This window comes from Vibrio sp. SS-MA-C1-2 (assembly GCF_021513135.1).
GTDB lineage: Bacteria > Pseudomonadota > Gammaproteobacteria > Enterobacterales > Vibrionaceae.
On record NZ_CP090981.1, the window covers coordinates 1,953,950 to 1,975,702 of the forward strand.

Here is a 21,753-nt window from a genome sequence, read left to right on the forward strand (position 1 = left end):
TTAAGCTTATATTTCCTGATTTTTTTGACTACCTATGAAGCTGAATTGACTGAAAGGAATCAAAGATTCACAGACAAGTGTTGTGGTAAAGGCTATAATAGCAGGCGCTTATATTATTAAGCAATTTGATGGGGACCAAGGTAGTCATCAACAAAGCAAAAGAATTTCAAACCAAAAGGTACCAAGATGAAACTAGATAAAATCGAGAATAAAAACCGCCGTTTACGTAAAAAGTTATATTTAGGTGAGTTTGCAATCCAAGGTTTTGCAATTAGTTGTGCAACTTCAATTAAAGAGTTTAAAGAGTACGACCAGTTCGTCGATGAATTTGTTGATTTTATTGATAGTATTGAATTAAGTTTTGGTGGTGGCGGTCTAGAGCTGTTTGATGGATTCTTATGTTCAATTCATCGTTATGAATCTGCAACCGAAGAGCAAAAAGAAAAAGTGGCTACATGGCTTTCTAATCACCCATTAGTCAGTAAAGTTGAAGTCAGTGATCTTATGGATGCGAATTATATTTTTTAATTTTAATTTCTATTTTTGCTAATAAATGAGCCGTTAATTTCCCTTTGATTAAAGGGATATATTAACGGTTTTTTTATATCTTGCTAATTAATAATACTCATTAATTTAGTCTCAATGAGGATAATATTTCATTATCTACTGTCTAAATGAAGAAATCAGCATATACTTGATTTGTATGCTTTAAATTGTATTAGAAGGAATAGTTAAAAATGGAAAGTAAATACACACCACCTAAAGTATGGGTCATGGAAGAAAAGAATGGCGGAGAGTGGGCTAATATTAATCGCCCTGACTCTGGGGCTCGTTTTGAACGAGAATTACCCGTAGGTCAGCACCCCATCCAACTCTATTCTATGGGAACGCCGAATGGTCAAAAAGTGACAATTTTACTAGAAGAGTTGTTAGCTTTGGGCATTGAAGGGGCAGAGTATGATGCATTTATCATTAAAATTGGTGAAAGTGATCAATTCTCATCAGGCTTTGTCGATGTTAACCCAAATTCAAAAATTCCTGCTCTAGTCGATCGATCAGGGGTTGAACCAATCAATGTGTTTGAATCCGGTTCTATTTTGCTCTATTTAGCTGAAAAATTTGGTCACTTTATTCCACAAGATCTGTCTACTCGTACTGAAATGATGAACTGGTTATTTTGGCTCCAAGGTTCAGCTCCTTACCTTGGTGGCGGTTTTGGTCACTTTTATGCTTACGCGCCTGAGTATTTCGAATATCCAATAAATCGGTTTACGATGGAAGCAAAACGTCAGTTAGATGTTTTGGATAAACGGTTAGCGAACAGTCGTTATTTAGCTGGAGATGAGTATTCGATTGCGGATATCGCAACGTGGCCTTGGTATGGGAATTTAGTTTTAGGTAAAGCTTATAATGCGGCTGAATTTTTAGACGTTGAAAGTTATACCCATGTCCAGCGTTGGGCTAAAGAGATTTTGGCTCGTGAAGCCGTTCAACGTGGAAAAATTGTTAACCGTACTTTTGGTGAACCTTGGGAACAAGTTGCTGAACGCCATTGTGCTGAAGATATTGATGCGGTATTAAAATTACGCCCTTAAATCTAATGTGTATACCCAAAATAATTGGCGTTGCTGGTCGGCGGCAAGTGAGTGAGGCCCCATGAGTATAAGTGTACTCTATGATGAGGGCGAACAAATGCAGCCAACAACCTAACGACTTCAAGGATGAAGGGTATATTGTTATTTGATGAGGCTAAGCTGTTGAATAAGTCAGTGCTATCTGTTTTTAAAATTGTACTGACTATTTTTCATCATCAATCAAGATGATCTTTTTAGAGTAATTGAAAAAATAGTGCAGTTTTTATGTAAACTATCTGTTTCATCTATTTGAAATTCAATGTAAATATAGACTTAATGACATCCCGCTGACAATTCTTCTTTTGCCTTGCACTAACTTGCTTATTCTTCGTCATTGAAAACTCGGATTCAAAAAGTAAGCATGAAAAAATCCACTTTGATTATCGCCACAACCTGTTTCTTAGGTTCATTATTGACAGTAAATTTAGCCTCTGCTACAAATTTAATTATCGATACACAAGGGTTAGATCAAACGCAATACAGTGCTGATATGTATCAATGTCAGCAGTTGAGCTACCAAGTTCAACCTCAAATGGCTGTGGCTCCTGTCGGGGGAGCAGCGGTAGGTGCCGCGAGAGGAGCCGCTGTTGGTGCAGCTGGTGTTGCGATTGCAGGCGGCTCAGGTTCTGAAGGTGCAAAAATCGGTGCTGGGATCGGTTTAGTTCGTGGAATCATTGGGAGCCGACAATCTCGCGCCGTAAGTCAGGTATCTTATTCTCATGAAGTAGACCAAGTGATGCGCAATTGCATGATTAATCGTGGTTATAAAGTGCTTAATTAATGTGCCAATTTGACTAAATAGTAGATAAACTTTTCTCTGTTATTTATACCCTTCTTACTTGAAGTTGCTAGGTTGTTGGCTGTGCTCATTCGCCCCAATCATATCGTACACCTATACTCATAGGGGCTTATTCACTTGCCGCCTACTAGTAACGCCAATTACTTTGGGTATAGTCATCTGATTGGCGAGTATTTTTGCTTATATTTTAGTGATGAGGCTGAGATAAGTTTTACATTAACTCTATTCAAATGCATAATATCCAGTAGCTTTTTACTATAATGATTATTATGACTATTTTTCAATCCCCACCAACCTCGATCTGTGTATTACGTCTCTCTGCTATTGGAGATGTTTGTAATACTATTCCTGTTGTGCAAGCAATTCAAAAAGAGTGGCCAAACTGCTCAATAACATGGATTTGTGGCAAATTAGAAGCGCAATTAATCAATGACCTTCCTAATATAAACGTCGTTATTTTTGATAAGAAAAAAGGCTGGAGAGGTTACCTTGAACTTTGGTCGCAATTAAAAGATCAACGTTTTGATGCCTTGCTTCATATGCAATATGCGCTTCGATCGAGCATTGCGACTCTTGGAATTAAAGCTAAATATAAGTTGGGGTTTGATAATAAACGTAGTCAAGATATGCAGATGCTATTTACTAACTTAAAAGTCAAATCACCAACATCTTTGCATGTGGTCGATACGCTGTTGGCATTTGGTTCAGCTTTGGAATTACCGAAAGAAAAAGCCTCTTGGAATTTATCTTATTCTCAGCAAGCAGGGCAGTGGGCAAAACAACAGCTTTCTAGTGATAAAACGAATTTAGTTGTTGTGCCTGCCACCAGTAAAGCATACAAAAATTGGAATGCTCAAGGTTATGCCGACGTTATTATCGACGCTCAAAATAAAGGGTTTAATGTCATCATTGCAGGCAGCCCTGCACCTATTGAAATTGACTTAGCGGCCAGTATTGAAGAAAAATTAACTCAGCCTGTTTTCAATTTAGTGGGAAAAAGCTCAATTAAAGAGATGTTGGCTCTGCTTGATCACGCGGATCTTGTGCTTGCGCCAGATACAGGGCCAACTCATATGGCTAGTGCGATGAATACACCTGTTGTCGGTCTGTATGCCCACTACAATCCAATGCGTTCAGGCCCTTATCACTATCTAGATTACGTCGTTTCTGTTTATGCAGAAGCTGTTGCAGAAGAACACAATAAACCGATTGAAATGTTACCGTGGCGTACACGTGTTCAAGATGAGTCTGCAATGGATCGAATTAAAGCCCCTGTTGTTATTGCTATGATAGAACGAATTGTCAAAGAGCAAAATATCGTAATTAAATAACAAACCCGTTTTTAATCTTTGAGTTTGTCGCCCTTTACTTCTGACTACTGAACTAAAAATAAAAAGTTAGATATATAATAAATAGATACTCGATTGAATACTTTCAACCGAAATGATTAATGTGAGCTGTTGCCTTACTCTTACTCAATAACAGCTCACTCTTTGGAGAGAAAAATGAAGCCAATTTTACCCAATTATGAAGATGCAAATGTATTAATTATTGGTGATGTCATGCTTGACCGTTATTGGGTTGGGCCAACGAGTCGTATTTCTCCTGAAGCGCCAGTTCCCGTCGTTAAGGTTTCAGAAGTCGAAGATCGTCCTGGTGGTGCAGCGAATGTCGCGATGAATATTGCGGTGTTGGGGGGGAAGCGACAACCATTAGTTTAGTGGGTAAAGATGAGGCTGCAACTCTGCTTGAAAACTCGCTGAATTCATTAAATGTTCATTGTGATTTTATTGCTGTTGATGAGCAACCCACTATCACAAAACTGCGTGTATTGAGTCGTGGACAGCAGCTTATTCGTCTCGATTTTGAAGAGAAGTTTGCCAATGTTGAACCTCAGTTGTTCTTGGATAAAATGGACGCGTCTCTGCCTAAAGCTAAAGCTGTTATCTTTTCCGATTATGACAAAGGCGCATTGTCAGACGTTCAAGTGATGATTCAAAAAGCCAAAACCGCTAATATTCCAATCTTTATTGATCCTAAGGGTGATGACTTTGAACGTTATCGTGGAGCGACACTATTAACGCCGAATATGTCTGAGTTTGAATTGGTGGCAGGTCGAGTGAAAAATGAAGAAGATCTTGTTGCTAAAGGCCAATCACTGATTAATCAATATGATCTTGAAGCGTTGCTTGTTACCCGAAGTGAACATGGTATGACGCTGCTTCGTCGTGGCCAAGAGCCGTTTCATTTGGCAACGCAAGCGCAAGAAGTTTTTGATGTTACCGGTGCTGGCGATACGGTCATTTCTGTTTTAGCGTCTTCTGTTGCTGCCGGTAAGTCTCTTGAAGAGGCGTGTGCGTTAGCTAATGCTGCGGCGGGAGTTGTGGTGGGTAAATTAGGAACCTCAACGGTTTCAGCTATTGAACTGGCCGAGGCTATTCATGGTGCACCGGATACTGAATTGGGCGTGGTTCCTGAAGCCTCTTTAATTAAACTCGTTCAAGCTGCGCAAGCTAAAGGTGAGCGGGTTGTAATGACCAATGGCTGTTTTGATATACTGCATGCGGGTCATGTCTCTTATTTGAATCAAGCGGCGAAATTGGGCGACCGCTTAATCATTGCAGTCAATGATGATGCGTCAGTGAAACGATTGAAAGGTGCATCTCGTCCCATTAATCCGGTTGATCGCCGTATGACGGTGCTTGCTAGCTTAGGAGCAGTCGATTGGGTGGTACCTTTTGCAGAAGATACCCCTCAACGTTTAATCGCCAATATTCTGCCAAATATTCTTGTTAAAGGTGGTGACTATAAACCTGATGAGATTGCTGGTGGTATTGAAGTTGTTGAAAATGGTGGTGAAGTAAAAGTGTTAAATTTTGAGAATGGTTGTTCGACCACTGAAATTATTAATGCGATTCAGAATAAAGAAGATTAAAATATTACATTTTCTTATTACTGGTGAAACATGACCAAGTGAATAAGCCTATAGTATGTTTTCATTAGAGTATTTTATTTATAATCAAAGAGTTGATATTCATGGTCGATAATTTTGATAAAAAAGCCTACCATCCCCGTTTTTCATGGCACTATTTAAGGATTAAGTATTGGGGTACTTGGTTAGGCATTTTGGTGATAATGGTCTTATCATTACTGCCGTTTAAGGCTCGTTTATCGCTTTCCCGTTGGTTAGCAAAACGTTTGATGAAGTTTAAGAAGGGGGTTGCACGAAAAATTCGTATCAACTTACTGTTATGCTTCCCAGAAAAGAGTCATCAACAACGTGAAGAAATTGTTTTTGAAACCTTAGTGACGGCGGGTTTCTTTTTGATGTCTTTCCCTCTCTTAACGGTAAAAAGTAAAGAGTGGCTTGCTAAAAATACGGATATTCATGGAATTGAACATGTAAAATCCTTACGTGAACAGAATAAAAGTGTGATCTTATTGGTTCCACATACTTGGGCTATTGACATTCCAGCCGTGTTATTAGCATCAAAAGGATTACCTGTTTCTGCAATGGCAAAGAAACAAAAGAATGAGTTGGTTGACTGGATGATGCATAAACAGCGTGTGCAATATGGCGGTCGTGTTTATGAGCGTTCTGGTGGTGTGAAACCCTTCATAAAATCAATCCGTGATGGTTATTTAGGTTACTATTTGCCGGATGAAGATTTAGGTGCTGAACACAGTGTTTTTGTCGACTTTTTTGCAACAACTAAGGCGACGATGTCGGGTTTAGGACGAATTTCAAAAGTGAGTCGCGCTGAGATTGTGCCACTTTTTGCTAAAATAGACCCTTATACGGGCCGTTTTGCGATGGATTTTTATCCAGCACTTCCTTTCCCTACGGATAGTGAAGAACAAGATGCCAGAATGATGAATGAAACGATTGAAAAATATATTGGTGAACAACCTGAGCAATATATGTGGATTTTAAAGTTCCTTAAGACGCGACCTAATAATGGCAAGACACCCTATAATAAAAAATATGACCAATTCTAATCTAATTTGAATTGTGTAAAAAAAAACCATCAACTCAATAGATATTTTTTATCTTTTTGTTGATGGTTTTTTTTGGGCATTAAAAATTGAGAGTATTAATTAATCAAACTTTACTTTCGTTTAATATGTTGAAAAATAAGCTAATATTGATTTATTTCTGCTCAGTGCAATTAATCAATATTGACTATTTCCATCCAGTTGTTAACGGCGAGCTTACTTTCATATAACATTTTGGAATAAAAATGCCATTTTAATTATTTGTTGTTATAACTGACTCTGTTTATATTTTATCCATCAGTTTGACACGGATAATCAACATGAATAAGACGGAATTAAATGCAGCGATTACACCACTATCAACATTGCAAGTTGATAACCTCCAACAACTAATTAATCACTCTTCAACCATTGAACTAAGTTGGGTGAGCGGTTATTTGGCTGGGATAACTCAAGATCTCTCTAGTAAGATAAGCACTCAACAATCTACGGTATCTCATTCAGTGGCTCAAGCCGCGTTTGCCAGTAATCAACCGTTGAGATCTGAGCCGTTAACCATTGTTTATGCTTCTCAAACCGGCAATGCAAAAGGATTAGCCACTCAAATACTCTCTCAAGTGGAGCAAAAAGGGCTGAATGGTGAGTTGATCAATATTGCTGATTTGAAAGCAAAAACATTAAAAAAAATCTCTCAACTTCTTTTAATTGTCAGTACTCATGGTGAAGGTGAGCCACCAGATAGCGCACTCTCGTTGTTTAAATTATTAAAAAGTCGTAAAGCGCCTAATTTAGACCATTTAACCTTTTCAGTGATTGGTTTAGGGGATTCTAGTTATGATTATTTTTGTAAGGCCGCCAGCGATTTTTCTGAACGTTTTTTAGCTTTAGGCGCGACAGAAGGAAAGCCAAAAATTGATGCTGATCTCGATTATGTGACGAGTACCAAGCCTTGGGTAGCGACATATCTAAAACAACTTGAAGAGAGTATTCAAGTTGACGCTTTACGACAAACGCAGCAAACAGGGGATAATTCCGTTGAAAACAGTGTAGCAGGCTCACTTGATGAAGAAACAGTCGAAGCAAATACTGCATCAACTGTTAATGGAACCGTTACTGCAACTGTTATCGCTAATCAAAAAATCACCGGTCGAGACTCCTTACGAAATACGCGTCATATTGAACTTGATTTAGCAGACTCTGGGCTCACATATCAACCGGGTGATGCTTTGGGGGTTTGGTATAAAAATGATCTGCAATTAATTGGGCGTTTAACTGAGTTATTAGGATTAGAACTTGATGAAAATGTTGAGTTAACCGATCCTGATTCAGACGAGGTCACCAAGACCACGTTAAGAGATGCATTAAGCACTAAGCTCGATATTACTCGTATTTCAATCCCGCTATTAAAGTGGTGGCTAGCTCAAGGGCAGAGTGAAAAATTAACCGAGTTAATTGCCGATAAAGCCAGTTTAAAAGCGTATCTCAATCACCATCAAGTTATTGATTTAGCACTTGAGTATCCAATTCATCTCAATGCTCAGCAACTTGCCAATGCGTTAATTCCTCTAAAGCCACGACTTTACTCGATCGCCTCAAGTCAGAGTGAGGTAGAAGATGAAGTTCATTTAACGGTGGGGTTATTGGAAAACAGTCATCAGGGGCAAGATCAACAAGAGACCCGTCTCGGTGGCGCATCGAGCTACCTCTGTCATCAATTGGTTGAAGATGATCAAGTTGACGTCTTTGTCGAACCGAACCCTTACTTCCGCCTCCCTGAATCGGATAAGAATATCATTATGATCGGGGCAGGAACCGGTATTGCTCCTTATCGTGGCTTCTTGCAGCAGCGGGATGCAGAACAAGCAACGGGTAAAAATTGGTTAATCTTTGGCAATCAAACCTACACGCAAGATTTTTTATATCAAACGGAATGGCAACAATATTTTAATCAAGGTTTGCTAACCGATGTTGACTTGGCTTTTTCTCGAGATCAGCAACAGAAAATCTATGTTCAAGACAAATTAGCAGAGCAAGCCGAAAAGCTATATCAATGGCTTCAATCTGGCGCTTATATCTACCTCTGTGGTGATGCACAGACTTTGGGCAAAAGTGTCGACCAACAATTGATAAATATTGCACAAACTAAAGGGGATCTAACGTCTGAACAAGCAGAAGAGTGGTTAGATGAATTGAGAGTAAATGGTCGATATCAAAAGGATGTGTACTAATGGAAAAGCAGAAAGAACAGGTGATCTATCAATGGCCACTAGATGGAAAGTTAGCTGACAATGAACGTTTTAAATCTGAAAGTAACTATTTACGAGGGACGATAAAAGAAGATTTAGACGTGCAAATGACCGGCGGTTTTTTAGGTGATAACTCTCAATTAATTCGCTTTCATGGTATGTATCAGCAAGATGATCGCGATATTCGTCAAGAGCGTATCGATCAAAAGTTGGAACCGTTACAGAACGTTATGCTACGCGCTCGTCTGCCTGGCGGTATTATTCAGCCTAAACAGTGGTTGGCGATTGATGAATTTGCTGAAAAAAACAGCATTTACGGCTCTATTCGATTAACCACTCGCCAGACATTCCAATTTCATGGTGTGTTAAAGCGAAATATTAAATTGATGCATCAAACATTAAACCGTATTGGCATTGACTCAATCGCAACGGCGGGGGATGTCAATCGAAATGTCCTTTGCACCTCAAACCCAATTGAGTCGGAATTGCATCAACAAGCTTATCAATGGGCAGCAAAGATTAGTGAGCACCTATTGCCTAAAACTCGTGCTTATGCCGAAATTTGGTTAGATGGGGAAAAGGTTGAAACGACCGATCAAGAGCCAATTTTAGGTCAAAGTTATCTACCAAGAAAATTTAAAACCACCGTCGTTATTCCGCCAAATAACGATGTTGATCTACACGCCAATGATCTTAACTTTGTGGCGATTGCCAAGAAAGGAAAGTTAGTCGGTTTTAATGTACTTGTTGGTGGTGGTTTAGCGATGACTCACGGTGATACAGCAACGTATCCTCGTTGTGCTGATGAGTTTGGCTTTATTCCATTGGCGTCGGTATTAGACGTTGCTGGTGCGGTAGTCAGTACTCAACGAGATTGGGGTAACCGTACCAATCGTAAGAATGCTAAAACCAAATATACCTTAGATCGTGTGGGTGTCGATGCCTTTAAACAAGAAGTTGAGCATCGAGCCAATATTCAATTTGCGCCAATAAAACCGTATAAGTTTACCACTCGAGGTGATCAATTTGGTTGGAGTGCAGGTATTGATGGTAAACATCATCTGACACTGTTTATCGAAAATGGACGCTTGCTAGATTATGACGGTCGTCCTTTAAAAACAGGAATGAGAGAGATTGCAAAAATACATCAAGGGGATTTTCGTTTAACGGCGAATCAAAACTTAATTATCGCAGGTGTTAGTGAAGATCAACGTCCACAAATTGAGGCGTTAGCGGTTAAACATGGTCTATTAGATTCCGAAGTCAGTTCACAACGTGAATCATCAATGGCGTGTGTTTCACTGCCAACATGTCCATTAGCAATGGCAGAAGCGGAAAGAATGCTGCCTAAGTTTGTTACCAAAATTGAAGAAATACTCGAAAAACATCAAGCAGTGATGCCGATTATCACCAGAGTAACAGGTTGCCCGAATGGTTGTGGACGCGCGATGTTGGCTGAGGTGGGTTTAGTCGGTAAAGGGCCAGGTAAATACAATTTACATCTTGGTGGCAATTTAATTGGGACACGAATACCCAAATTGGTAAAAGAAAATCAAAGCGAACAACAGATCCTCGATTATCTTGATCAGTTAGTCGAACAGTGGAGCGCAAATGGCAATAAAGGTGAATGTTTTGGTGACTTTGTTATTCGTGAAAAAGTAGTGAGTGAAGTGGTAATAGCAAAGAGGGATTTCCATGCATAATTCAGCCTTAAATAATGATGTTTTTATTTCTCAAGCTCAACAGTCTGATGCTGGGTATGAACTGTTGTCTGTTGATATATCAGAACAGAAACTCGATGAAATTAACCAAACGCTGGAAAAAATGACCGCTCAAGAGCGAGTTGAGTGGGGAGTGAAATACTTGCCAAATCATCAAGTTTTGAGTTCTAGTTTTGGCATTCAATCAGCGGTAATGCTGCATTTAGTGACTAAGGTTAACGCGACAATGCCAATCATCGTGGTAGATACGGGCTACTTATTTGCTGAGACTTATCAACTCATTGATCAATTAACCGATAAATTAAGTTTGAATCTTCATATCTATAAAAGTGAGCTATCTCCTGCTTGGCAAGAGGCTCGTTATGGACAGCTTTGGCAACAAGGCGTTGAAGGGCTTTCGGAGTATAATAATCGAAATAAAGTCGAACCAATGGAGCGTGCATTTCAGGAATTAAATGGTCAAACATGGTTTTCTGGTTTACGTCGACAACAGTCATCAAGTCGTGGAACTTTACCTGTTCTTTCACTACAAAAAGGACGGTTTAAGTTATTACCGATTGTGGATTGGAGTAATAAGCAAGTTTTTGATTATCTAGCACAATATGATCTTCCTGTTCACCCATTATGGGAAAAGGGCTATGTTTCAGTGGGTGATACTCATACCTCTCGTCCTTTGCAATTAGGTGAAAGTGAAGAAGATACGCGGTTTTTTGGTTTGAAGAGAGAGTGTGGCTTACATGATGAACAGAGTGGTAGTGGGATTTAATTTTACTTCAAGTATGAAGGGTCTATATTTCATGTAAAAAAGGTATATACCTCATTTCACAGAATAAGGAATCATTCGATGAAAAACAGTATCACTTATTTTAGTCAGGCTTTTAATCAAAAGGTAAATAGAAATAAGAGCCAGAAAAATAACTTAATAAGTAAGCAAGGAGTGGCTGAGCCCATCTCTTTATGGGCAATGTTTCGTCACTATATTGGTGAAATAAAATTTCCTATTTTTATTAATAATGCATCATCAAAACAAGATTTAATTAATCAAGCGGTGAATGGTCGTAATATAAAATCGGGCGAAGTTGTTTTGATTGGATCTGGCCCTGGTGATGCTGGATTATTAACACTTCATGCACTGGCACTTTTGCAACAAGCGGATGTGGTAGTACATGACCGCTTAGTTTCTCAACAAGTGTTAGATTTAATTCCAATCAATACCCGTTTAATACATGTGGGCAAAAGAGCAAGCTTTCACTCTTTGCCTCAAGATAAAATAAATCAAACTTTAATCGAACTGGCTCAACAAAAATTAAAGGTCGTTCGTCTTAAAGGTGGTGATAACTTTATTTTTGGCCGTGGTGGGGAAGAGTTACAAGATCTCGTTAAAGCAGGGATTTCTTTTCAAGTGGTGCCTGGTATTACGGCAGCATCAGGTTGTACGACTTATGCAGGAATACCATTAACCCATAGAGATTATGCACAATCAGTTGCTTTTGTGACAGGTTATGCAAAAGAAGGAGGAATAGAGGCTGATTGGCAACGTCTTGCGAATAGTAAACAGACGTTGGTTGTTTATATGGCAAAACCCAATGCAGTAAAAATCGAACAGGCATTAATCAAGCATGGTTTAAAATCCAATACTTCCATTGCACTGATTGAGAATGGGACATTAAAGAGCCAAAGGGTGGTTAAAGGTCAATTAAATCAGTTATCAGCTCTTGCGGAACAAGTTAACTCACCCGCGATTGTGATTATCGGAGATGTGGTTAAATTATCCGATGATTTAAATTGGTTTAATACCGATAGAGAATTAAAGCATGAAGTTGAAGCTGAATTAGTTAATTAAAGATTTTATTATTCTCATTATTAAATATATAGGGTTTGAATATATAAAGTTTAAGTGTATCTAGATTAAATATATGAAGTTGAAATAAAACTAATGGATGAATTAAGGTTATTTTAATTCATAAGGATTTCTGCATTAAAAATTTAAATATTCTATTTATGGTAATCAATGCGATTAATAGTAAATAACGAATATTAAAGCGTCATTTCAAATAGGAAAAAGGTGATGGACATGGAACAACAATCAATGACACAGATAGAACCAATCGAAAGTTCAACAGCCGTTGATTTGTCATTAACGGATGAGTCGAGAGCCGATAACGTTAAAATGGACAATTCCAAAATAGAGAAAACGAAAACATGGACTCACTTAAAAGCATTAGAAGCCGAATCTATTGCGATCATGCGTGAAGTGGTTGCTGAGTTTGATAATCCTGTGATGCTTTACTCTATAGGTAAAGACTCTTCAGTTCTTCTCCATTTAGCGCGTAAGGCATTTTATCCCGCCAAGATCCCATTTCCATTGTTGCATATTGATACGAATTGGAAATTTAAAGAGATGATTGAGTTTCGAGATCGCTTAGCTAAAAAATACGATTTTGATTTATTGGTCCATAAGAACCCTCGTGGCATGGAGATGAATATCAACCCTTTTGATCACGGTAGCGCAAAGCATACCGATATTATGAAAACAGAAGGATTAAAACAGGCATTGAATCAACACGGTTTTGATGCGGCATTTGGCGGTGCTCGCCGTGATGAAGAGAAATCACGCGCTAAAGAACGGGTTTACTCATTTCGAGATTCAAAACATCGCTGGAATCCGAAAGATCAACGTCCAGAATTATGGAATATCTATAACTCAAAAATAGACAAAGGTGAAAGCATTCGTGTATTTCCGCTATCTAACTGGACTGAATTAGATATCTGGCAATATATCTACCAAGAACAAATTGAGATGGTGCCACTCTATTTTGCGGATAAACGGCCGGTGGTAGAGCGTGATGGTACATTGATTATGGTTGATGATGAACGGATGCCGATTGAAGAGGGTGAGAAAATCGAACAGAAAATGGTGCGCTTTAGGACCTTAGGCTGTTACCCATTAACAGGGGCGATTGAGTCACAAGCAACAAGTTTAACCGATATTATTCAAGAGATGCTACTGACAACGACTTCAGAACGACAAGGACGAGTCATCGATAGCGATGCGTCAGGTTCAATGGAAAAGAAAAAGATGGAAGGATACTTTTAATATGTCACACAGTTCAGAATTAATCGCACAAGATATTGAGCACTACCTACAACGTCATGAGCAAAAAGAGCTTGTCCGTTTTATTACTTGTGGCAGCGTTGATGACGGTAAATCGACCCTAATCGGTCGTCTATTATTCGACAGCAAAATGATCTTTGATGACCAGATGGCCGCCATTGAAAATGAGTCAAAAAAGTTTAATACCACGGATCTTGATTTTGATTTAGCGTTATTGGTTGATGGTTTGCAATCAGAGCGTGAACAAGGGATTACCATTGATGTTGCCTATCGTTATTTCTCTACGGAAGAGCGAAAATTTATTATTGCAGATACCCCGGGGCATGAACAATATACCCGTAATATGGTCACAGGTGCATCAACATGTGATCTAGCCATTATATTAATTGATGCTCGACATGGAGTGCAAGTACAGACGCGCCGTCACTCTTATATCTGCTCACTATTGGGAATTAAGCATCTGATTGTAGCGGTCAATAAAATGGATGCCGTCGGTTATGATCAGAAGGTCTATCAACAAATTAAACAGCAATATCGTCAGTTTGCTAGTCAGTTAGAAATTGAAGATATTCGTTTTGTCCCAATCTCTGCACTTCATGGCGACAATGTTGTTAATAGCAGTGAAAATATGAGTTGGTATCCAGGCTCTCCATTGATGAAGCTTTTGAATACCATTCAGATAAAAGGGGCAAAAGAGCAAGATTTTCGTTTCTCTGTGCAATATGTCAATCGTCCAAACCTGGATTTTAGAGGGTTCTGTGGCACGGTGTTATCTGGTGAAATTCAAGTTGGTGATAACATTACAGTGCTGCCATCAGGGAAAAGCAGTAAGGTAAAAGATATTGTCACATTTGATGGTCGTTTACAGCAAGCTCATGCTGGTATGGCGATTACTTTAACGTTAGAAGATGAAATTGATATTAGCCGTGGAGATATGTTAGCGCATCAGAGCCGTACTCCGATTTCAACCTTTGACATTGCTGCTGATGTGGTTTGGATGGGAGAGCAACCACTTCATCCAGATCGGGAGTATATTATTAAAGCGGGAAGTCACTCGACCATCGGTGTTGTGACTAAAGTGGTTGATACCACCGATGTTAATACTATGGAGCGAAATGAAGCGGCACAGTTAGGGCTTAATGAGATTGGACGCTGTCACTTCACCTTTAATGAGCCTCTACAGATTGATAACTACCATCAAAATAGACAAACAGGTTCGTTTATTATTATCGATCGTTTATCCAATGCCACTGTTGGTGCTGCGATGGTTATTGGTGAAATAGCTGGCATTGATGGTGCTGACGTTAAACACTCGCAAACAACTGATTATTCGGTATTTGAGTTGGAGTTGAATGCGTTAATTTGCCAGCACTTTCCTCATTGGCAAGCCAAAAATTTAAATTAGATCCAGTTACATTAGAACAAGTTTAAATAAAATGATGCATCTGAATGTTGAGTTGTAGGGAGACTTCTGCAATTCAACATTAAATTGATTAACTAACTTAAGCTTAATCTAACTTATAAAATGAGTATTCAACTGGGAGTGGAGAACATCGATGTCATTAAGTTTATTGTTTGTCTTAACCCTGTTTATCCTGACAATTATTTGTCTGATCCGATTTCAAAAACAACCTGCGACGGTATTTGGCATCTCTTTAATCACCCTCTATATGACTAATCAAATCTCTACCGAGCAGCTGATTTTAAGTGCATCTAATCAAGGGGTGTTGACTTTAATTTTACTGCTAATTGCATCTATTGGTTTAGAAAAAACCCGTTGCCTTAACTTAATTGCTCAAGTGATTATTAAGCCTAACTTTGAATCGACATGGCTAAGAATGTTCGGTTTAACCGCATTAAGCTCGGCATTTTTTAGTAATACAGCGGTCGTTTCAACACTGTTAATTCCCTTAAAAAACAATCCGTACCACAATGCGAGTCGGCTACTTCTACCGCTCTCGTTTGCCGCAATTTTAGGGGGAACATTAACGTTAGTTGGCACCTCGACCAACTTAATCGTTAATAGCTTAATGGAGGAGAAAGGTGAAGCTTCTTTAAAGTTTTTTGACTTTACCGTTATTGGTCTTGCCGTTGTTGTTTCTTGTGGCATCGTTTTATATTTATTAAGAAATAGGCTGCCCGATATTGATCAACCGCTTTTATCTCCAGAGGTATTATCACATCAGAACTATGTTATTGAGGCGAGAGTTGAACAGAATTCATCATTAGTGGGACAAACCATAGAAAGAAAAGGGCTAAAGCATTTAGAGTCTCTCTTTCTGGTCGAAATCTCAAGAGAGAATCAGACGATCTATCCTGTGAATATGAGTGAAGCTTTGCAGGTTAATGATAAGCTAATTTTTAATGGCGATGTGACGAAATTGAACCAACTTGACCATTTTGATGGTATTTCACTTTTTGCAGGTAGTGAAGGTTTAGATCTCGATAATTTAATCGAAGTGATCATTAGGCCGAGCAGTAGTTTAATTGGTAAAACGTTAGAGAATTCAAATTTTAGAAACAAATTCAACGCGGCAGTGGTTGCAATAAAGCGAGATGGTGAGCAAATCTCAGGAAAATTACACGATCAAACATTATGTGATGGAGACTATCTAGTATTAGCTAAGCAAACGTTGCCAACAAAAAAGGCAAAAACTGGAGAGAAGAAAAAGAGAGAGACATCGACGAAACAGCGAGAGTTTTACCAACAACCTAAATTTAATCAACACTTTATTTTACTCTCTGATCTAGCAACAGAGACTAAATTGTCAGGCTTTAAAGAGTTGTTTACCGTTGTCGGTTTCTTCTTTTCAATCTTTTTAGCCGCACTGGGTCTTGTTCCTCTGTTTAAAGGGCTGATAGTGTATATCAGTATGATGTTGTTACTCGGACTTTTTTCTATTAATGAGCTGATTCGTCGTCTGCCAATTAATTTATGGTTAATTATCACCTCGGCAATTGGTCTCTCTTATGGCTTGCAAAATAACCATTTTATCACTTTTTTATCGCAACATTACTTAGAAACAATCAATACCATTGAGCCATTTTATGCACTCTGTACGATATTTTTTTGTACTTTAATATTAACAGAGTTAGTGACGAATAATGCAGCAGCTGCATTGATGTTTCCGATTGCTTTTGCTGTATCTGAGCTTTTACAACTGAATTTAATGCCCTTTATTATGGCTATCGCCTTTGGTGGTTCCGCCAGTTTTATTACGCCTTATGGTTACCAAACAAATTTAATGGTTTTTAATCTGGGGGAATATAGTTTAGGGGATTTTATTAAGGTTGGGTTGCCTGTCAGTATTGTTTATAGCATCACTGCAATTACTACTATCTATTTCTATCTCCCTCTTACTTAATAATAAAGGAAGTCTAATCAATGCTAACTGAATTACAAATAACTGATGATAAAGCTCAATTCCCTGATAGACAAAAAAAATCACCTGATGTGGTGTGGCACCAAAGTTCAATTTCTCAGAAAAATCGGACTCAACTCAATGAGCATCAATCTGCATTATTGTGGTTTACGGGTATCAGTGGGTCAGGTAAATCAACCATTGCTAATGCGGTGGAAGTTGAATTGTATCGCCGAGGTGTACGAACTTATCTGTTAGATGGTGATAATGTTAGACATGGCTTAAACAGTGATTTAGGGTTTTCGGATCAACATAGAACGGAAAATATTCGTCGAGTGGGAGAAACCGGTAAGTTATTTGTTGATGCGGGATTAATTGTACTGGCTGCGTTTATCTCACCTTTTCGCGTTGATCGTCTAGCAGTGAGAAATAAACTGAGTGCAGGGCAGTTTATTGAAATTTTTGTCGATACACCGATAGACATTTGTGAGCAGCGAGATCCTAAAGGTTTATATCAGAAGGCGAGAAAGGGGCAAGTCAGTGCTTTTACTGGAATAGATTCAACTTATCAGCCACCTAAAAATCCAGAAATTAGATTAGAGAGTGGAAATAAAAATGTTGATCAGTTAGCAAAGGACGTCGTTAATTACTTAGAGGATAGGGGATTACTTGAATTCGTCATCGAACAGTAGATGGATAAAACACTGAAACTTTTATCGTTAAAAATTTCAGTGTTTTTAAATAACTAGATAATTATTTAAGTACTACTTCATAACAACAGGACGTTGTTCTTTTGGCGTAACGTACCAATATCCTAGTCCCATAAAGACCACACCAGACACGATATTACCTAAAGTAACCCACAATAGATTATAACCAATACCACCTAAGGTAAAATCAGCGCTGTGATGACCAAACCAAGAAAGAGCAAAGATAGTCATATTTGCAATGGAGTGTTCATAACCACAACCAATAAAGGCTAATAGACACCACCAAATTGCAATGAATTTCCCAGTACCTTCCACACGCTGACACATCCAAATCGCAAGACAAACTAACCAGTTACAAAGAATCCCTTTAACAAAAAGTGTTAGCGCTGGCGCAGATACTTTAGCTAAAGCAACTTTATGTACCAGACTGTTGGTATCAGGTAGAATTTTACCACCACCTGCATAATAAAAGAGCAGAGCAACACCAATAGAACCAAGAAGATTAGCAATCCAAGTTTGCGGCAAGATGCGTAGGTTATCAAACCATGTGATAGCTTTAGTTTTTGCACCAAAAGTTAAAAACATGGTGTGACCAGTAAAAAGCTCAGAGCCCGCAATGATCACAAGAGTTAATGCGATACCAAATGTAGTCCCCATTACTAATGGACGAATAGAAGGATCGACGACGTTACCAAAAGTGAAAATTAAAATGATACCTAATCCAACATATGCGCCAGCCATCGCGCCACTGATCCAAAAACCAATTGGATTCTTATCCGCTAAGTTAACTATTCGTGTCGCATTGTCGCTACACTTCTTAATCGTTTCTCCGAACATCTATTTTCCTTTCAAGTTATGGTTACCCCAAACTGGGTATGCTACACATTGACTATAGTTAATAATAATTAAAATGAAAGTGCTATTTATTACATGCAGCAAAATAAATTATTATATTTACAACTTTGCTTGGAAAAGTGCGATATTAGTGAAGTAATTTAACAATGATAGGTAAAAATAGATAATCATTGAGGTGGGATAATTAAAAATGAAAAGGCACCGTTAATAATATGAATAATAGCTGTGCAAGTCATTGATGGTAAATGGTAACGGTTTGATTATTATATTCTTTGACGTCGTTACGTTAACAGAATGGGCTATATACTCTTCTTACTTGAATCTGCTAGGTTATTGGCTACGTTCGTTCGCCCCAATCATATAATACATCTATACTCATGAGGCCTCACTCACTTGCCGCCTACTAGCAACGCCAATTAATTTGGGTATAGGTATTATTTTTTAGATTTTTTTCTGGGTGCATTTGCACGTTTAATCAAATTTTCAATGTTCTTAGGAAAAGAAGCTTTTGCTGCAGCTAAAATTTCTTCATCAGACGTATTGGGATCGACCAAGTCAAAATTATTTCCATATTTAGTATCTAATTTATAATTACCAATTTTAATACTAAAACTATTCTTACCTTCGTCTCGAACAACACGCAAATCAGCTTCTTGTTTTCCTTGAAGTTTTGGGTCTTTAATCAACTTTAAAAATTCGCTCATTTTTATCACCTTAAATTATTGTTTGTTAATGGTTTTTTTAAGCTTTAACTTGTCTATTACTATGCCTTATTAGTGTGATTATAACATGCTTTTATTTTCATGTTAAATCCACCTTTAATTCGTGGTTGATTGAGCTTATTATCTGTTTTATTTTTTATCTATCTATAAGTAATAAGGGGGGTATGAAGGCAGTTTCACAAATGTCTGCTATATTTTAATCATTTATTATTGCAGTTATTAAGTAATGTAATAAAGTGTGAGTTTTTGAATAATAAATAAGCACAATAGAGAAGAAATTGACATATAGAGTGAATATACTATATATTCCTGCCAGCTGATTATTTTATAAAGGATATAATTCTTTTATTAGATGATTATAACCCTCTATAACCATCGAAAAGTTATATGTTTTTATGTCTTATAACTGATATCTAACCAAGTTACTTTTAGTGATGCGTTTTAGAAGCTAAAAGTCTATAACATAATAAAAAATAATAAGTTATAGAAATAAGAATTACAAATACAATTGGAGAGCTTATGAACAATGCAAATGAGAGTTGGATAACAGCACTTAATGACGTGCTAATGTCAATTATAGGTGCAATAAATGGTCTTCTTTGGGGACAAGTTCTTGTCTACTTATTAGTTGCAGTTGGCGTTTATTTCACATTACGTCTTAGTTTTATCCAGATCCGTCAGTTTAAACACGGCATCAGTGTTTTAAAAAATGGTAAAGACACCAGTGAAGGAATTAGCTCTTATCAAGTATTCTGTACTTCAATGGCTGCTCGCGTGGGTACCGGTAATATGGCAGGGGTTGCAGTTGCATTAACAGTAGGTGGACCTGGTGCTATATTCTGGATGTGGGTAATCGCAATATTTGGTATGGCAACGGCCTTTATTGAATCAACCTTAGCGCAAGTATACAAAGTCCGTGATTCGGATGGTCAATACCGTGGTGGCCCTGCCTATTATATGGAAAAAGGGTTAGGTATGCGTTGGATGGGCACCCTTTTTTCTATCTTCCTTATCATCGCATTCGGTTTAGTCTTTAACGCAGTTCAGGCAAATACTATTTCAGAAGCGTTACATCACTCATTTGGCTTCGATCAAACTGTAATGGGGATCGTGATTGTTATTGCATCAGCTTTCTTTATTATGGGCGGATTGACTAAAATTGCCCAAGCTTCATCTAAAATCGTCCCTGTCATGGCTGTCGGTTATTTAGCGATTGCGATTATCGTTGTGATTATGAATATCACTGAACTTCCTGCTGCAATCTCTTTAATTGTTAAGAGTGCGTTTGGCTGGCAAGAAGCGGCTGCTGGTGGTGTTGCTTATACGATTGCTCAGGCAATGCAAAGTGGTATTGCACGTGGTCTATTTTCAAATGAAGCCGGTATGGGTTCTGCAGCGAATATTGCTGCGAGTGCAACACCAAATCCAAATCACCCAGCCTCGCAAGGTTTTGTTCAGATGATTGGTGTATTTGCTGATACTATCGTTATCTGTACCGCTTCAGCAGCAATGATTATGCTATCTGGTGTGATGAATGAGCCTAATGCGGCACAAGGTATCGGTCTACTACAGCAAGCATTAAGCAGTGAGCTAGGTGGTTGGACAACCTACTTCATGGCTGCGGCAATTATTCTGTTCTGTTTCTCATCAATTATTGCAAACTACAGTTATGCAGAAACGAACATCATGTTCCTAAATGGTAACTCTAAAAAGGGGTTAATGATCTTCCGTTTAGTCGTTCTTGCCATGGTGATGTTTGGTTCAGTTGCTTCATTGCCAGTCGTTTGGAATATGGCAGATGCATCAATGGGCTTAATGGCATTAATCAACATTGTTGCACTAGTCCTATTATCTAAGTTAGCGATTAATGTAATTAAAGATTATGAGTCACAGCTTAAAGCCGGTAAAGTGCCAGAGTTTGATGCAACTAAATTCCCTGAATTACACAAGCATGACCATGAATGGACGCCTGAAAAACAGAATATTAAGCGTGTTTAACCTGAGCTGATATTCCAACGTTAAGTTAGAGTTTGGTCTAAATTGCAAGTTTGACCAACAAAATAAAGCCAAGTACTACTGATTTGATTCTTGAAGATGATAAGAAAGTATACTTGGCTTTTTTGGGTTTAGACCCAAAGTAATTGGCGTTGTTAATCGGCGACCAGTGAGTTAGGCCTATTAGTATAGGTGCGCTATATGATTGGGGCGAACACCGCCAATAACTAGCGACTTCAAGTGTGAAGGGTATAGCCGTATTTTAAGCTCACTTTAAATTATTCCTCATTATTCACCTTAATACATATAGCGAGAACTTGTAAAACACACTATCTTTAAAATAACGGATTAGTTGTTATGGAGATGTGGATGGTTACAATCAATTTATTATGCTTAATGGTTACTGGTATTGATGTGGATTCAATTCAGCCTGCGTTAAATAATATGAAAGAGTTTGATCGCCATATTGGAAAAGAAGACCAATGTTTTATAGCCTAATTTTATGATCCCTTTTTTTAAAACCTTTGGATTCATGATACTTTTATTCAGCACTTCATTTTCTTGTTTTAGCGCCGTTGTCGGTTTGCAAGGAAGTGAA

17 protein-coding genes and 1 pseudogene are annotated in these 21,753 nt (G+C 38.2%); 16 read left to right on the plus strand and 2 right to left on the minus strand.

Features of this window, described 5'->3' with window-relative positions:
• The first annotated feature begins 186 nt into the window (after window positions 1-186).
• The 14 genes and pseudogenes from L0B53_RS13280 (at window position 187) to cysC (ending at window position 17,565) form a co-directional block, all read left to right on the plus strand.
• On the plus strand, window positions 187-528 hold the full coding sequence (locus tag L0B53_RS13280; protein WP_235060091.1) for a YggL family protein: 342 nt from the start codon (window positions 187-189) through the stop codon (window positions 526-528).
• Between the two features lie 209 nt (window positions 529-737).
• Entirely contained in the window at window positions 738-1,595 is an 858-nt protein-coding gene (gene yghU / locus L0B53_RS13285; RefSeq protein ID WP_235060092.1) for a glutathione-dependent disulfide-bond oxidoreductase, read from the plus strand.
• 400 nt (window positions 1,596-1,995) lie between these two features.
• Window positions 1,996-2,415 (plus strand): glycine zipper family protein, encoded by a 420-nt coding sequence (locus L0B53_RS13290; protein WP_235060093.1) that lies wholly within the window; start codon window positions 1,996-1,998, stop codon window positions 2,413-2,415.
• Window positions 2,416-2,702: 287 nt separating this feature from the next.
• Window positions 2,703-3,764 (plus strand): glycosyltransferase family 9 protein, encoded by a 1,062-nt coding sequence (locus L0B53_RS13295; RefSeq protein ID WP_235060094.1) that lies wholly within the window; start codon window positions 2,703-2,705, stop codon window positions 3,762-3,764.
• 174 nt (window positions 3,765-3,938) lie between these two features.
• Window positions 3,939-5,368: pseudogene (gene hldE / locus L0B53_RS13300) on the plus strand (bifunctional D-glycero-beta-D-manno-heptose-7-phosphate kinase/D-glycero-beta-D-manno-heptose 1-phosphate adenylyltransferase HldE).
• A gap of 101 nt (window positions 5,369-5,469) precedes the next feature.
• Window positions 5,470-6,432, plus strand: a complete 963-nt coding sequence (lpxM, locus tag L0B53_RS13305; RefSeq protein WP_235060095.1) for a lauroyl-Kdo(2)-lipid IV(A) myristoyltransferase — start codon at window positions 5,470-5,472, stop codon at window positions 6,430-6,432.
• Between the two features lie 317 nt (window positions 6,433-6,749).
• Window positions 6,750-8,657, plus strand: coding sequence for an assimilatory sulfite reductase (NADPH) flavoprotein subunit (locus tag L0B53_RS13310; RefSeq protein ID WP_235060096.1), 1,908 nt, complete (start codon window positions 6,750-6,752; stop codon window positions 8,655-8,657).
• Window positions 8,657-10,378, plus strand: coding sequence for an assimilatory sulfite reductase (NADPH) hemoprotein subunit (gene cysI, locus L0B53_RS13315; RefSeq protein WP_235060097.1), 1,722 nt, complete (start codon window positions 8,657-8,659; stop codon window positions 10,376-10,378). Before L0B53_RS13310 ends, cysI begins: the two co-directional genes overlap by 1 nt.
• Window positions 10,371-11,162 (plus strand): phosphoadenylyl-sulfate reductase, encoded by a 792-nt coding sequence (locus L0B53_RS13320; RefSeq protein ID WP_235060098.1) that lies wholly within the window; start codon window positions 10,371-10,373, stop codon window positions 11,160-11,162. Before cysI ends, L0B53_RS13320 begins: the two co-directional genes overlap by 8 nt.
• A gap of 78 nt (window positions 11,163-11,240) precedes the next feature.
• Window positions 11,241-12,239, plus strand: a complete 999-nt coding sequence (gene cobA / locus L0B53_RS13325; protein ID WP_235060099.1) for a uroporphyrinogen-III C-methyltransferase — start codon at window positions 11,241-11,243, stop codon at window positions 12,237-12,239.
• 327 nt (window positions 12,240-12,566) lie between these two features.
• Window positions 12,567-13,493: a sulfate adenylyltransferase subunit CysD gene (gene cysD, locus L0B53_RS13330; RefSeq protein ID WP_235062253.1), complete on the plus strand. Its 927-nt coding sequence runs from the start codon at window positions 12,567-12,569 to the stop codon at window positions 13,491-13,493.
• A 1-nt stretch (window position 13,494) separates the two neighbouring features.
• Window positions 13,495-14,916 (plus strand): sulfate adenylyltransferase subunit CysN, encoded by a 1,422-nt coding sequence (gene cysN, locus L0B53_RS13335; RefSeq protein WP_235060100.1) that lies wholly within the window; start codon window positions 13,495-13,497, stop codon window positions 14,914-14,916.
• Between the two features lie 151 nt (window positions 14,917-15,067).
• Entirely contained in the window at window positions 15,068-16,876 is a 1,809-nt protein-coding gene (locus tag L0B53_RS13340) for an SLC13 family permease (RefSeq protein ID WP_235060101.1), read from the plus strand.
• A gap of 20 nt (window positions 16,877-16,896) precedes the next feature.
• Window positions 16,897-17,565, plus strand: coding sequence for an adenylyl-sulfate kinase (gene cysC, locus L0B53_RS13345; RefSeq protein ID WP_235060102.1), 669 nt, complete (start codon window positions 16,897-16,899; stop codon window positions 17,563-17,565).
• 72 nt (window positions 17,566-17,637) lie between these two features.
• On the opposite strand, the gene nirC is transcribed toward cysC, so the two are convergent.
• Window positions 17,638-18,420 (minus strand): nitrite transporter NirC, encoded by a 783-nt coding sequence (gene nirC / locus L0B53_RS13350; protein WP_235060103.1) that lies wholly within the window; start codon window positions 18,418-18,420, stop codon window positions 17,638-17,640.
• A 452-nt stretch (window positions 18,421-18,872) separates the two neighbouring features.
• Complete coding sequence (locus tag L0B53_RS13355) at window positions 18,873-19,142, minus strand: hypothetical protein (protein WP_235060104.1); 270 nt, start codon at window positions 19,140-19,142, stop codon at window positions 18,873-18,875.
• A 537-nt stretch (window positions 19,143-19,679) separates the two neighbouring features.
• Here L0B53_RS13355 and L0B53_RS13360 point away from each other — a divergent pair.
• Window positions 19,680-21,158 carry a sodium:alanine symporter family protein gene (locus L0B53_RS13360; RefSeq protein WP_235060105.1) on the plus strand — a complete coding sequence of 493 codons (1,479 nt, stop codon included), beginning with the start codon at window positions 19,680-19,682 and terminating at the stop codon, window positions 21,156-21,158.
• Window positions 21,159-21,524: 366 nt separating this feature from the next.
• Window positions 21,525-21,653, plus strand: coding sequence for a hypothetical protein (locus L0B53_RS19415; protein WP_260115550.1), 129 nt, complete (start codon window positions 21,525-21,527; stop codon window positions 21,651-21,653).
• Window positions 21,654-21,753: the final 100 nt, after the last annotated feature.